This is a genomic window from Streptomyces sp. NPDC104309 (genome assembly GCF_055584025.1).
This window is the reverse complement of record NZ_JBVJMV010000002.1, coordinates 428,059-441,125: the sequence shown is the minus strand read 5'-3', so window position 1 is coordinate 441,125 and position 13,067 is coordinate 428,059. Positions and strand designations below refer to the sequence as shown.

Below are 13,067 nucleotides of genomic sequence, written 5' to 3'. Positions count from 1 at the left end.
TCCGCGGGCCCGGAGACCGGCAACTGCCGGTCCCCTGGCCGGCTTGTTCAGCGGTGGAGTGCGGCGATCGCCGAAGCGAGCGCCGCGGGGACGTCCTCGACCAGCGTGTGCAGCCCGTCGCGGACGATGTGCCGACCTGCCACGACCGTGTGCCGCACATCGGCTGCGGAGGCGGCGAATACGGCTGTCTCGGCTGCCAGCCGCGGCACCGGCCCCGCTGTTCTGACCGAGTCCAGGGCGACGGTCGTCAGATCGGCGGGGGCCCCCGGTTCGAGGATGCCCGCCTCGGGCCGGCCGAGCGCGGCATGACCGTCGACGGTCGCGGCGCGCAGCAGGGCGGCCGCCGTCCAGTGACCGCGCGCCCGGGTGCGCAGGCGTTCGTCGAGCTCCATCGCCCGAGCCTCCTCGAAGAGGTCGATCACGGCGTGGCTGTCGCTGCCGAGGGAGAGCGGCGAGCCGGCGCGCTGGAGGGCTACGGCGGGACCGATTCCGTCGGCGAGGTCGCGTTCCGTGGTGGGGCACATGCAGGTGCCCGTCGCCGAGGCGCCGAGGAGCGCGATGTCCTCGCCGGTCAGATGGGTGTTGTGGATGCCGGTGGTGCGCGGGCCGAGGACGCCGTGGTCGGCGAGCAGCCGGGTGGGGGTGCAGCCGTGGGCGACGAGGCAGGCGTCGTTCTCCGCGGTCTGTTCGGAGAGGTGGACGTGGAGCGGGGCCTGCCGTTCCTCGGCCCACGCGGCCACGGTGGCGAGCTGCGCGGCCGGGACGGCGCGCACGGAGTGGACGGCCGCGCCGATCAGGGCGTGGTCGCCGCCCTTGAGAAGGGAAGCGCGTTCCGCCCAGGCGTCGGCGGTAGTGTCGGAGAAGCGCAGCTGGTGCTGGTCGGGCTGCTGGTACTGGGTGGGGCGTCGGCCGAATCCGGCGGAGAGGTAGGCGGTGTCCAGCAGCGTGATCCGGATACCGGCCTCGCCCGCGGCCGCGATCAGCGCCTCGCCCATGGCGTTCGGGTTGTTGTACGGGGTGCCGCCCGGCGCGTGGTGCAGATAGTGGAATTCGCCGACCGCGGTGATGCCGGCCAGGGCCATCTCGGCGTACACGGCACGGGCGAGGTCGTAATAGGAATCGGGGGTGAGCCGGGCGGCGATCTGGTACATGGTCTCGCGCCAGGTCCAGAAGGTGCCGGAGCCGACCTGGACGGTGGAGCGCAGGGCACGGTGGAAGGCGTGCGAGTGGGTGTTGGCGAGTCCGGGGAGGGTGAGTCCGCGCAGCACGGTGGCGCCCGGCGGCGGAGTGGCGACGCCGGTGCGGACGCCCGCGACGATCCCGCCGGACACGTCCAGGGCGACGTCCGGCTCGACATGGGTGCCGAGCCAGGCGTGGGACAACCAGTACGTCACGGTGACGGGCCTGCCCGTCGGCTCCGTTGTCAGCTGCACGCGAGACCTTCCAGTACATCGGCGAGTGCGATCACCCCGGCCACGCAGTCGTCCTCGGCGGCGTGCTCGGCCGGCGAGTGCGAGATCCCGGTGGGGTTCCGTACGAACAGCATGGCGGTCGGGACCGAAGCGGACAAAATACCCGCGTCGTGTCCGGCTCCGGTGCCGAGGACGGGCACGGCCCGGTCGGCCTCGCCCCGGCCCCCGAGGATCTTGCCGAGTTCGTCGCGCAGAGCGTGCTCGAACTCCACGACGGGCGTGAAGGACTCCCGTACGACGTCGAGGTCGATCCCGGCCCGTTCGGCGTGTTCCCGGGCGGCCCGCTCGATGCCGCCGACCACGACGTCGAGGCGGTCCTGGTCGGCGGCGCGGGAATCGAGCCAGCCACGGACGAGGGAGGGGATGGCGTTGACACCGTTCGGCTCGACGACGACCTTGCCGAAGGTGGCGAGGGCTCCGGCGAGCTCCGCCTCGCGGCGCGCCGCCAGCACCGTCTCGGCGTACGTGAGCATCGGGTCGCGGCGGTCCGTCAGCCGGGTGGTGCCCGCGTGGTTGGCCTCGCCCCGGAAGTCGAACCTCCAGCGCCCGTGCGGCCAGATCGCGGAGGCGATGCCGACCGGGTCGCCGGTGAGGTCGAGGGCGCGCCCCTGCTCGACATGCAGCTCGACGAACGCGCCGATGCGGGCGAGCCGTTCGGGGTCGGGGCCGATGGCGTCGGCGTCGTATCCGGCCGCCTCCATGGCCTGCGGCAGCGTGACGCCGTCGCCGTCGCGGAGCCGGCGGGCCGCCTCGACGGTCAGTTGTCCCGCGGCGAGCCGGGAGCCCACACAGGCCAGCCCGAAGCGGGCCCCCTCCTCGTCACCGAAGTTGCTGATGGCCAGCGGCCGGGTGAACTCCGCTCCCCTGCGGCGGAGTTCGTCGAGCGCGGCGAAGGAGGAGACCACACCGAGCGGCCCGTCGAAGGCGCCGCCGTCCGGTACGGAGTCGAGGTGCGATCCGGTGACGACGGCGTCCCCGGCCAGGGGGTCACCGAGCCAGGCCCACTGATTGCCGTTCCGGTCGACCTCGTGGGTGAGTCCGCGCGCCTCGGCCTGGGCGCGGAACCAGGCGCGGCAGTCGGCGTCGGCCCCGGTCCAGGCGTAACGGCGGTAGCCGCCACTGTCCGGATGCCGGCCGAGGGGTGCCAGCTCCCGCCACATGGCCTGGAACGACGCTCCGGCCCCGGACGGGCTGATTCCGGCGCCTGCCACGACCCCGGCTGTGGCCACGGACTGCTGGATGCCCCCCCTGGCCGCAGCCCCGGCTCCGGCCCCGGACGCCCGGATTCCGGCCCCGGACGGGGCGCCGCCGCGGCTTCCGCCCCCGGCTCCGGCCCCGGACGGCTCGCTCATCGTTCGTCCTCCGTCATCGGTACGCGCACGCCCTTGTCCGCGGCGACCGACTCCGCGATGTCGTACCCGGCGTCCACGTGCCGGATGACGCCCATGCCCGGGTCGTTGGTGAGCACGCGGCGGATCTTCTCGCCCGCCAGCTTCGTACCGTCGGCGACGGTCACCTGCCCGGCGTGGATGGAACGCCCCATCCCGACGCCGCCGCCGTGGTGGATGGAGACCCAGGATGCCCCCGACGCCACGTTGACCATGGCGTTCAGCAGCGGCCAGTCGGCGATCGCGTCGGACCCGTCGAGCATGGCCTCGGTCTCCCGGTACGGGGAGGCCACGGAGCCGCAGTCCAGGTGGTCGCGCCCGATGGCCAGCGGAGCGGCCAGTTCACCGCTCGCCACCATGTCGTTGAACCGCTCACCGGCCCGGTCGCGCTCGCCGTAACCGAGCCAGCAGATCCGGGCGGGCAGTCCCTGGAAGTGGACGCGTTCACCGGCCATCTTGATCCAGCGGTGCAGCGACTCGTTCTCCGGAAAGAGTTCGAGCATCGCCTTGTCGGTCTTGTGGATGTCCGAGGCCTCGCCGGACAGCGCGGCCCAGCGGAACGGTCCCTTGCCCTCGCAGAAGAGCGGCCTGATGTAGGCGGGCACGAATCCGGGGAAGTCGAACGCCCGGTCGTATCCGGCGAGCCGGGCCTCGCCGCGGATCGAGTTGCCGTAGTCGAAGACCTCGGCCCCGGCGTCCATGAAGCCGACCATCGCCTCGACGTGCCTGGCCATCGACTCCCGTGCGCGCTGCGTGAAGTCGGCGGGCTTCTCGGCGGCGTACGAGGCCATGTCGTCGAAGTCGACACCGAGCGGGAGGTAGGAGAGCGGGTCGTGTGCGCTGGTCTGGTCGGTGACGATGTCGATCGGCGCGCCCTCGGCGAGCATCCGCGGCAACAGCTCCGCCGCGTTGCCCAGCAGACCGATGGACAGCGGCTTACGGGCGTCGCGGGCCTCGGTGGCCAGCTGGAGCGCGTGCTCCAGGGAGTCGGCTCGCACGTCCAGGTAGCGGTGCTCGATCCGGCGCTCGATGGCACGCGGATCGCAGTCGATACAGATCGCGACGCCGTCGTTCATGGTCACGGCGAGCGGCTGGGCGCCCCCCATGCCGCCGAGTCCGGCGGTCAGGGTGATCGTTCCGGCCAGCGTCCCGTTGAACTTCTTGGCCGCGACGGCGGCGAACGTCTCGTACGTGCCCTGCAGGATGCCCTGCGTGCCGATGTAGATCCACGATCCGGCGGTCATCTGGCCGTACATGGTGAGCCCGAGCGCCTCCAGGCGGCGGAACTCCTCCCAGTTCGCCCAGTCGCCCACCAGGTTGGAGTTGGCGATCAGGACCCGCGGCGCCCACTCGTGGGTCTGCATGACGCCGACCGGACGCCCGGACTGGACGAGCATCGTCTCGTCCTGCTTGAGCGTCCGCAGTGTGCGCACCATCGCGTCGAACGAGCGCCAGTCGCGGGCCGCCTTGCCGGTGCCGCCGTAGACGACGAGCTTGTCGGGGTGCTCGGCGACCTCGGGGTCGAGGTTGTTCTGCAGCATGCGCAGAGCGGCCTCCTGCTGCCATCCCAGGGCGCTCAGTTCCGTACCGCGCGGTGCCCGTACGGGGCGGGGTCCTGACATGGCGATGCCTCCTCGCGTCTGTAAATCTTCTATTCACATCCTGATGACCTGAATACTCATAGTCAACAGTCTCGCGCCGACACCATGGGGCGACGACACCCACCCGCTGTGGACTGGGACGTTCCGGCATACCCCCCGCGCCCTCCGGAGATCTCTCGTACATACGCCCGAAGATCCGTTACGCATGTACCTATGGAAAATGCCAGAACTCCCGCCTGGGGCAAGCACGTTGCGTAGCCTCTGGGTCACAGCCGTACGCCACGTCGGGAGGGGAGTGCGCGTGCCCGGAATCGACGAGTGCCTGCTCGAAGTCATGAGGCTGCCCGGCGCCCGCGGCGCCGCGGTGGTCGACTGGACGAGCGGTCTCGCCCTCGGCACCATCGGCGAATCGCCCAACGGCGACCACGAGGCCACCGCCGCGGAGACGGCCGAGGTCGCGAGGATGGCGGCCGAGCAGCCCGCCTTCGCCCTGGAGGCGACCGGACCGTCGACCGCGTCGCCGGAAGAGGCGGTTGGCGGATCGCCACCCCCTGTCGAGGACGTCATCGTCACCACCCGCACCGGGTACCACATCCTCCGTTTCGTCGAGACCGCCTTCGACAGCAGCGTCTTCGTCCATCTCTGGCTCGATCGCGCGGAGGGCAATCTGGCTCTCGCCCGGATCCGGCTGGGCGAGATGGCCGAGCGGCTGGTCCTGGCGTGAGGACGGCCACCCCCGCCGGGGTCACGGCCCTCTCCCCCATGCTGCGGCGCCTCGCCGCCGAGCGCGCCACCGGCGCCCTGATCCGCGACCACGGCACGCTCTACCTCGCCGAGGGCCAGGTGGTGCACGCCGAGAGCCCGGCGACCCCCGGCATCGACATCCTGCTCACTACAGGCGGCGCCCTGCATCGCGACGGCTGGTGGGAGGCGGTCACCAGGGCGGGCGCCGGACAACGGGTCGGCCGCCATCTGGTGGACAGCGGGAGGGTGCCGGCCGGGACGCTGGAGCTGTGTCATCTGGGCGCGCTGTACGACGCCGCGTTCTTCGCGCTGGCGCCCACCCGGACCCCGGCACGCTTCCGCCACGGGGTCTCGCACTGGATCGGCACCGTCCGCCCCGTCCCCGTCGACGCCGTGCAGCGCGAGACCTTCCGGCGCCGCGAGCTGCTGGAGCGGATCTGGCCCGACGCGATGACCGACAGCGGACCGCTGGTACGGACGGACCGTTCCGTCGACGCACCCGTTCCGCCGGGCCGGCGCCGCGTGCTCGATCTCGTGGACGGGGCGCGTACCGCGTCGGACATCGCCCAGGAGCTGGGCAGGCCGGCGTTCCACGTCCTGGTCGGTCTGCGGCGCCTGGCCGCGGCCGGACTGGTCGAGGCGGTACGGAAGCCGTCGGCCGCGGCCGATTCCGGCCGGATCCCGCTTCCCGAGGTCACGGCCGACCCCGACGTCGCCCTGCTGCGCCGGCTCCGAGACGCATTGGAGGCCCTGTGATACGCGCGCTCAGACAGCGTGCCGGGAGGAGACAGCTGATGGTGCCCGAAACCGAAGTCCGGGACGTCCTGGCCGAGCTCCAGCGGTTACGGGCCCGGGTCCCTCTCCTCTCCGGCGCCCTGGCGGCCGGTGTCGACGGCCTCGTCCTGGCCCACGACACCCCGGGCGTGGAGGCGGAGGGCGTCGCCGCCCTGACCGCCGCCGCGCTCGGGGTCGCGATCCGGATGGCGGAGGCGACCGGCCGGGGCGGCTTCCGGGAACTTCTCGTACGCGGCGAGACCGGCTACATCGCGACCTACGCCGCGGGCTCCTCGGCCGTCCTCACGCTGCTGGCCGAGGACCGGATCAACGTCGGCAGGCTCCATCTGGAGGGCCGCCGGGCAGGCGCCCGGATCGGCGAACTGATCGACCCCGCGCTGCGGCGCGCCGAACAACCGGTGCTCCCGGCCCACGCCCCCGAGCAGCGCGACCCGCGTCCCGGGCCGCTGCCCCACCGCACCTGACACCCCGTACCCCGGAGACAACCCACGGATCCGGTCGACCCGGCCGGCCAGGAAAGGAAACGACCGCACATGGCGAACACCGAAGCGTCACTCAAGGAAGCGATGTCGTCCATCGAGGGCGCCGTCGCTGTCGCCCTCGTCGACTACACCAGCGGAATGGCGCTGGGCACCCTCGGCGGCGGCAAGGACTTCAACCTGGAGGTCGCGGCGGCGGGCAACACCGATGTCGTCCGCTCCAAGCTCCGCACCATGGAACACCTCGGGATCAAGGACGAGATCGAGGACATCCTGATCACGCTCGGCAGCCAGTACCACCTGATCAGGCTGCTCAAGGCCCGTGGCAGCAACGGTCTCTTCCTGTACCTGGTGCTGGACGCGCAACGCGCCAACCTGGCGATGGCCCGCCACCAGCTGAAGCGGATCGAGGCCGAACTGGAGGTCTGACCCGGCGGCCTCAACGGTGACGCCGCGCCCCGCCGGGCGCGGCGTCACCCGCCATCGGCCCGGTCGTCCGATACCCCTTCACCTGCTTGCCCGCGGGCCGCCCGCGCTCCACCCAGTCGGTCCGCACCCAGTACAGGACGTCGTCCCGGCGCTCGCGCTGCCCGATCCTGACGGCCTTGAGCCACAGCCCGGCCCCCGCGCCCGCGAGGACCAGGCCGCCGGCCCCGGGCAGCAGGAAGGCACTCGCCACTGCCGCCAGGAACGCCCCGAGCAGCCACCACCGATGCCCGCGCCGCCAGTTGCGTACGGTCACGGCCCGGTCCTGGAGGAAGTCGGACCGTCCGGCGCGGGTGGCGCCCCCGGCCAGTTCCGCGTACCGGCGGGCGCGCACGAGCGCCACCACGGCCGCGGTGATCAGGAACAGCGCCGCTCCGGCCAGCAGCCCGATCCGGCGTCCGGTGAGCCCCGGCACCAGTGCGCCGATCGCCGCGGCGAGCAGCCCCGGCCACCACAGCGGCGCGGATCCGGCCCGTACGATCACGGCCACCCTCGCCAACGACTGTGCTCCGCGCCCCACGTCCGTACCCCTCTCCACAGCTCCTTCTGGTCCTTCCGGGGCCGGAGATCAATAGCCGTAGATGAGCGATGTCTGAGAGCGATGTCCGAGAAGGGCCGACGCGGGCGGGGCGGGGTCGGCGGGGCAAGTTCGGCGGGGCGACCCGGCGCGTGATCCCGACCGGGCCGCCGCCCGGCGCGACGGCGCACCACCGTCCGGGCTCCGGACTGCGGGCGCATCAGGGCCGGTTGCCGCCGGACCGCCGGGCGGCGCCCGTCACCGGCGGCACCGGTCACTCGACGAAGAGCCCCCGTGCCACCGCTCGGGTGTCGAACTCCTCCAGCCGTGCCTGCGCGTCGGGCAGGTCGTCGCACATCGCCTCCAGCAGCACCCGTCCCAGCAGCATGGGCGCACACGCGGTGTCGAAGGCGAGCCCGGTGCCGACGGCGGCCGGGATCAGCAGGTCGCTGCATTTGGCGACGGGGGCGAAGGCGGAATCCGCGACCGATACGACGGTCAGCCCCTGCTCCCGCGCGTACGCGAGCGCGTCCACGACCTCCTTCGGGTGCCGGGGCAGCGCGAAGCAGATCAGCGCCGAGGCGCCCGCCCGCCGCGCGGCGTCGATCCGGTCGTGCAGCATGCTGCCGCCCTCGTCGAGCACCCGCACATCGGGATGCACCTTGGCCGCGAAGTACCCGAACCCGCGCGCCTGCGAGGAGGCGGCCCGCAGCCCGAGCACCGGCAGCGGACGCGAGGCAGCCAGCAGCCTGCCCGCGCGCTCGACGGGACCGGGGTCGGCGAGCAACTCGGCCAGATGCCGAAGGTTCTCGATCTCGCCGAGGACGGCCTGCTGGTACTCATTGAAAGCGTCGTCCCCGCCCTCCGCCACGGACCCGGCGGGGGTGACCTCGCGCAGATGCCTGCGCAGTGCCGGGTAGCCGTCGAAGCCGAGCGCCACGGCGAACCGGGTGACGGACGGCTGGCTGACCCCGGCGAGCTCGGCCAGCTCCACGCTCGACAGAAACGCCACGTCCCCGGCCCTGCGCACCATCGAGTGCGCGATGCGCCGCTGGGTGGGTGTGAGCCGGTGCCCCTCGAAGAGCTGCTGCAACCGCGCGGCCGGGCTGCTCCCGCTCATGCTGTCCCCTCGGTAGATCCGTCGCACCACGGTCCGGCGCCGACAAATCCATTCAGCCAGCAAGGCGTCTGCATGTCCATATGCAGCGGCAGCGAGGGCCCGGCCTCCCCCGCACTCAAGAACCCGGCAGACCCGGTCGGACCACCGTGCTCAAGGACCCCGCAGACCCGGTCGGACCACCGTGCTCAAGCCCCCCGGCAGACCCCATCGGTCCCACGCGCTCAGGAACCGCGCACGCCGTCCAGGACCTCGGTGACCGAGACCCAGGAGTTCCAGCGCCGCGTGAACACCCGCAGCGTACGGCCGCTCTCCACCGTGCCGGCCCAGGAGCCGTCCCCGTCCTCCGCCTTCCCCGAGTTCCCCGGTGCCGGCCGCAGACCGCCCGATTCCAGTACGTCGCCCATCTTCCTCAGCTGCTCCCGGGCCGTGGCCCCGTCGCCGTACTCGACGATGCACTGCTGGGCCACGGCACCGTCCCTGCCCGTGTACCACCGGAAGTAACTGATCTCGTCGACCACGCTCACCGAAGGGGGCGCATCCGCGCAGGCTCCGTCGAGACCCAGGTACGGCAGGGGCTCCCCCCGCGAACCGGCTCCGGTGGTCGGCCGTTCGTCCTCCTTCCAGTGCCACGTCCCGTGGAGGGGCACTTCGTCCGCCCGCATCATCTGGATCACGCCGTCCTTGCGGAACGGGTTGTCCGGCGCGGTGGCGACCGTGCCGTGCTTGTGGCGCTGATCCGCTCCGGTCGGCAGTACGGCCCAGGCCCCGGCGGCCATCAGCACCACGGTGCACACCGCCACCGTCGTGGTCCTGCGGCGCGAACGCCGCCTCCCCCTCGCCCGGATCTCCTCGGCGGCGGGCAACCGCACCACGACGCCGTCCAGCAGTTCCTCGACCTCAGCCATGGTGAACGCCCTCCACTCGCCCGGCAGTGCCTATGGTTTCGGCGAGCCGCTCGCCGAGGATCTTGCGGGCCCGGTGGAGCCGGGTCCGTATCGCGCCGTTCGACACTCCCGCCTCACGCGCCACCTCTTCCACCGGCAGATCCAGCAGATGGTGCAGGACCACGGCCTGGCGCTGCTCGACGCTCAGCTCGCCCAGCGCCCCGACCAGCGCCACCCGGTCCACCGAGAGACCGGGGACCTCGGTGGGCGGCCCGTGCCGGAAGTGCGCCCGTACGCGGTTGCGGGTCCTTCGCCAGGTACTGATCGCCAGCCGCACGGCCACCGTCCGCACCCAGGGCAGCGGATCCCCCTCGCGTGCCAGGCGGTCCCACCGCTGCCACGCCCGCACGTAGGCCTCCTGCACCGCGTCCTCCGCCTCCGCCAGATCGCCGGTCACCGCATAGACCGTGGCAACCAGGCGTTTGGCCGTCGCCGTGTAGAAAGCGTCGAAATCCTCGGATCCCGTCGGCATCGTCCCCGTCCGTTCATCGCGCCAGAAACGCTCTTGCCATGAACACGCTCCGGCTGTGCCGGATGTTACGGACGACTTTTCCGGACGGCTTTCGGACAACTCCCGGACGGGGAGGGCGGCACGGGGCGAACGGGCGGGCGCGAGAGGACGCGTGCGAGGCGGCGGGCGCGGGCGGGCGGAAGGAGGCGGCACGAAAGAGGGGGGTTAGCCCCACTGCCCCCGGCGCCCCCGATTCGTACCGTAAAGGACATGGATACCCGTGACCCTGAGCTCAAGAACGAGCTCGATGCCACCCTGCACGCCCGTAGTGAGCTGGGTTCGGATTACGAGTCCGCGCTCGTCGAGTCCTTCCTGGAGAAGGTCGAGCAGCGCCTCGACACCACGCTCGACCGCCGCGTACGGCGTCATCTCGCCGAGCAGCAGGTGAGCGTCGCCAGGGGTGCGCGCCCGCCGCAGCCCATGGGGAACTTCGGCGAGCGCTACGGCTTCGGGATCATCTCGCTGGTCCTGGCCATCCCGCTGTCGGCGATCGGCGCCGCGGCCGCCCATACGGCGGGCCTGGTCGTCGCCTGGGTCGGGATCGTCGCTGTCAACGCCGTGCTCGCCGCCCGGAACTGGCCCTGGTTCCAGCGCCGTACCCGGCGCGCGGAGTCCGACTGGGAGGACTGAGGCCGCGGGACGGACCCGAGGACACCGGGCGTCACGCCTGGCGGGTCGGAAGCACGACCAGCTGGCGCAGGTTGATGTGGCGCGCCCGGCTGGTGGCGTAGGCGACGAGGTCGGCGATCTCGTCGCTCGACAGTGCCCCGAGCGCGTCGAACATGCCGTCGAGCTGGCCGCTCAGCTCGGCGTTGTCGATGTGGCCGCCCAGTTCCGTGTCCGTGAGGCCCGGCTCGATGTTCGTGACGCGGACATCACGCGGTCCGAGCTCCGTGCGCAGCGACGCCGACAGGTACGTGAGCGCGGCCTTCGTCGCCCCGTACACCGCGTAGTTCGGGAACGTGACGTGCGCGCCGATCGACGAGATGTTCACCAGGTCCGCGGTGCGCCCCTCGGCCGCCGCCGCCACCAGATCGGCCGTGAAGGCCCGGATGACGCGCAACGCGCCCGCCACATTGGTGTCGAGCATCCGCTGCCACTCGTCCGTCCGGCCCTCGTCCACCGGGTTCGGCAGCATCACCCCGGCCGCGTTGACCACCAGGTCCACCCGGCCGAACACGCTGTGCACCCGCTCGGCCGCGGCGTCCACGGAGGCCTGGTCGGTGACGTCGGTGGTGACGGCGAGCGCCGCACCGCCCGCCGCCCCGATCGCGGCGGCCAGCTCCTCCAGCCGCTCCGCGCGCCGGGCCAGCAGCGCCACCCTCACCCCCTGGGCGGCGAGCAGCCGGGCGGTCGCGGCGCCCATGCCGCTGGCGGCTCCGGTGACGACGGCGGTGCGGCCTGCGAGGGTCTTGTACGACATGGTCCGTACTCCTTGTGCTTTCGGGCTCTTCGGGCTCTTCCCGGCCCTCGAACCCGTCGGGCTCTTCAGGGCCTTCGGGCCTCTTCCGGCCCGGGGTGATCTCCCCGGACCCGCCTCCACCCTGCGCGACTTCCGCCCGGCCACCCAGGGATGCGTTGTTCCTGGGTCTGCCAGTACCAGGTTCGGCGTCCGTTCCTCTCCTACGATCGGTGTCATGGACGGCGACCTCGGTGATTTCCTCCGCTCACGGCGAGCCCGTATCCGGCCCGAGGACGTGGGGCTGACCGCCTACGGCCGACGGCGCGTGCCCGGACTGCGGCGCGAGGAGGTCGCGCAGCTCGCCGGGGTGAGCGTCGACTACTACATCCGACTGGAACAGGGGCGCGGCCCGAGCGTCTCGGACGCCGTGCTCGACGCCATCGCCCGGGTGCTCCGGCTGGACGAGACGGAGCACACGTATCTGCGTACCGTGGCACGTCCCAAGCCGCGCGCCTCGGCCCCGGCCGCCGCGCAGCGGGTCCGACCGGGCCTGCGGCTGCTGCTGGACACGATCGGCGGGGCCCCGGCGTTCATCCTGGGCCGCCGGATGGACGTACTGGCCTGGAACGCGCTGGGCGACGCCGTCGTCGGCTTCTCACGGATACCCGCCGCCGAGCGCAACATGCCGCGCCAGGTGTTCCTGGAGCCCGCGGCGCGGGAGATGTACCCGGAGTGGGCGGCGGTGGCGGCGGAGACGGTCGCGCATCTGCGCCTGGACGCCGGCCTGCACCCCGATGACCGGCAACTGGCCACACTCGTAGGCGAGTTGTCCATGAAGAGCGAGGATTTCCGCCGGCTGTGGGCGGACCACCAGGTGAAGGTGAAGACATACGGCGTCAAGCGCATCGATCACCCGGTCGCGGGCGGGCTGACCCTCCCGTACGAGACGCTCGGTGTGCCGGGCGACCCCGGTCAGTCCCTGGTGGTGTACACCCCGGAGCCGGGCAGCGAGACCGCGGAACGCATCGCGCTGCTGGCGAACTGGGCGACCGCACCCGCCGGGTGAGGCGCCGGGCGCGACTTAAGGGCTGCCCCGTAATCCCTGGCGGGCGCGCGACGACGGCTACGGCACCTCGCCCCGTTGTCGGAACATCCGCATACATCCAGTATGCGGACGTCCCTCCGCCTTGCGATGCACCGCATCTGACGCCGCGCGCTGATCCACCACGGATTACGGGACAGCCCTTAGGCGATCGCGCCACTGCGTACGGGTGCGATCCGTGCCGCGCGCGGGCGTACGGATGTATCGCGGGGACCGCCGCACCCCCGGTTTCCCGGGGGGCGGGACGACGGCGGTCCCCGCGAGGGACACGGTCCGGGTCAGGGCCGGTCACCGCGTCCGGGCGACGGTGGAGGTCCGGGAGCCGCTCCGTAGTCCGTGTCGCCGTATCGGGTGTCAGCGGGTTCCCCGCCGACACCCCTCAATGTGCCGGACCCGTGTTAAGCCAGTGCTGCGCGTACGTGTCGCGCTCGTACCGTTTTCCCTAAGCCCGGCCTCGCGACCGCTACGCCTCGCAGACCGCTACGCCTCGCGACCGCTACGCCTCG

At 72.3% G+C, this 13,067-nt stretch carries 14 protein-coding genes; 6 read left to right on the top strand and 8 right to left on the bottom strand.

Annotated features, from left to right (window positions below):
- Positions 1-47: 47 nt before the first annotated feature.
- The 3 genes from ACZ68L_RS03770 to hutU form a co-directional block, all read right to left on the bottom strand.
- Positions 48-1,433 carry a formimidoylglutamate deiminase gene (locus tag ACZ68L_RS03770; RefSeq protein WP_469573908.1) on the bottom strand — a complete coding sequence of 462 codons (1,386 nt, stop codon included), beginning with the start codon at positions 1,431-1,433 and terminating at the stop codon, positions 48-50.
- On the bottom strand, positions 1,424-2,632 hold the full coding sequence (locus tag ACZ68L_RS03765) for an allantoate amidohydrolase (protein WP_469574016.1): 1,209 nt from the start codon (positions 2,630-2,632) through the stop codon (positions 1,424-1,426). The genes ACZ68L_RS03770 and ACZ68L_RS03765 overlap by 10 nt, the downstream gene beginning before the upstream one ends.
- Positions 2,633-2,820: 188 nt before the next feature.
- Positions 2,821-4,482, bottom strand: a complete 1,662-nt coding sequence (gene hutU / locus ACZ68L_RS03760; protein ID WP_469573907.1) for a urocanate hydratase — start codon at positions 4,480-4,482, stop codon at positions 2,821-2,823.
- A 280-nt stretch (positions 4,483-4,762) separates the two neighbouring features.
- On the opposite strand from hutU, the gene ACZ68L_RS03755 reads away from it, so the two are divergent.
- The 4 genes from ACZ68L_RS03755 to ACZ68L_RS03740 all read left to right on the top strand — a co-directional run bounded on the left by ACZ68L_RS03755 (position 4,763) and on the right by ACZ68L_RS03740 (position 6,908).
- Positions 4,763-5,185: a hypothetical protein gene (locus tag ACZ68L_RS03755; RefSeq protein WP_469573906.1), complete on the top strand. Its 423-nt coding sequence runs from the start codon at positions 4,763-4,765 to the stop codon at positions 5,183-5,185.
- Between the two features lie 38 nt (positions 5,186-5,223).
- Positions 5,224-5,961 carry a transcriptional regulator gene (locus ACZ68L_RS03750; protein WP_469574014.1) on the top strand — a complete coding sequence of 246 codons (738 nt, stop codon included), beginning with the start codon at positions 5,224-5,226 and terminating at the stop codon, positions 5,959-5,961.
- Positions 5,962-5,999: 38 nt separating this feature from the next.
- The gene (locus ACZ68L_RS03745; RefSeq protein ID WP_469573905.1) at positions 6,000-6,464 is read left to right on the top strand and encodes a roadblock/LC7 domain-containing protein; all 465 of its coding nucleotides are present in this window, start codon (positions 6,000-6,002) and stop codon (positions 6,462-6,464) included.
- A 69-nt stretch (positions 6,465-6,533) separates the two neighbouring features.
- A complete protein-coding gene (locus ACZ68L_RS03740) occupies positions 6,534-6,908 on the top strand; it encodes a hypothetical protein (RefSeq protein WP_469573903.1) in 375 nt (124 codons plus the stop codon).
- 10 nt (positions 6,909-6,918) lie between these two features.
- Here ACZ68L_RS03740 and ACZ68L_RS03735 read toward each other — a convergent pair whose 3' ends face one another.
- The 4 genes from ACZ68L_RS03735 to ACZ68L_RS03720 form a co-directional block, all read right to left on the bottom strand.
- The gene (locus ACZ68L_RS03735) at positions 6,919-7,485 is read right to left on the bottom strand and encodes a hypothetical protein (RefSeq protein WP_469573902.1); all 567 of its coding nucleotides are present in this window, start codon (positions 7,483-7,485) and stop codon (positions 6,919-6,921) included.
- Positions 7,486-7,756: 271 nt separating this feature from the next.
- Positions 7,757-8,602, bottom strand: a complete 846-nt coding sequence (locus tag ACZ68L_RS03730) for a MurR/RpiR family transcriptional regulator (RefSeq protein WP_469573900.1) — start codon at positions 8,600-8,602, stop codon at positions 7,757-7,759.
- Between the two features lie 221 nt (positions 8,603-8,823).
- Positions 8,824-9,507, bottom strand: coding sequence for a hypothetical protein (locus ACZ68L_RS03725; protein WP_469573898.1), 684 nt, complete (start codon positions 9,505-9,507; stop codon positions 8,824-8,826).
- Positions 9,500-10,018, bottom strand: a complete 519-nt coding sequence (locus ACZ68L_RS03720) for a SigE family RNA polymerase sigma factor (RefSeq protein ID WP_469573896.1) — start codon at positions 10,016-10,018, stop codon at positions 9,500-9,502. The genes ACZ68L_RS03725 and ACZ68L_RS03720 overlap by 8 nt, the downstream gene beginning before the upstream one ends.
- A 249-nt stretch (positions 10,019-10,267) precedes the next feature.
- Here ACZ68L_RS03720 and ACZ68L_RS03715 point away from each other — a divergent pair, with 249 nt between their 5' ends.
- A complete protein-coding gene (locus tag ACZ68L_RS03715) occupies positions 10,268-10,687 on the top strand; it encodes a hypothetical protein (protein WP_469573895.1) in 420 nt (139 codons plus the stop codon).
- 31 nt (positions 10,688-10,718) lie between these two features.
- Here the strand turns inward: ACZ68L_RS03715 and ACZ68L_RS03710 are convergent, their stop codons facing one another.
- On the bottom strand, positions 10,719-11,480 hold the full coding sequence (locus ACZ68L_RS03710; protein ID WP_469573893.1) for an SDR family oxidoreductase: 762 nt from the start codon (positions 11,478-11,480) through the stop codon (positions 10,719-10,721).
- Positions 11,481-11,694: 214 nt separating this feature from the next.
- Between ACZ68L_RS03710 and ACZ68L_RS03705 the strand changes: the two genes are divergently transcribed.
- The gene (locus ACZ68L_RS03705) at positions 11,695-12,525 is read left to right on the top strand and encodes a helix-turn-helix transcriptional regulator (protein ID WP_469573892.1); all 831 of its coding nucleotides are present in this window, start codon (positions 11,695-11,697) and stop codon (positions 12,523-12,525) included.
- Positions 12,526-13,067: the final 542 nt, after the last annotated feature.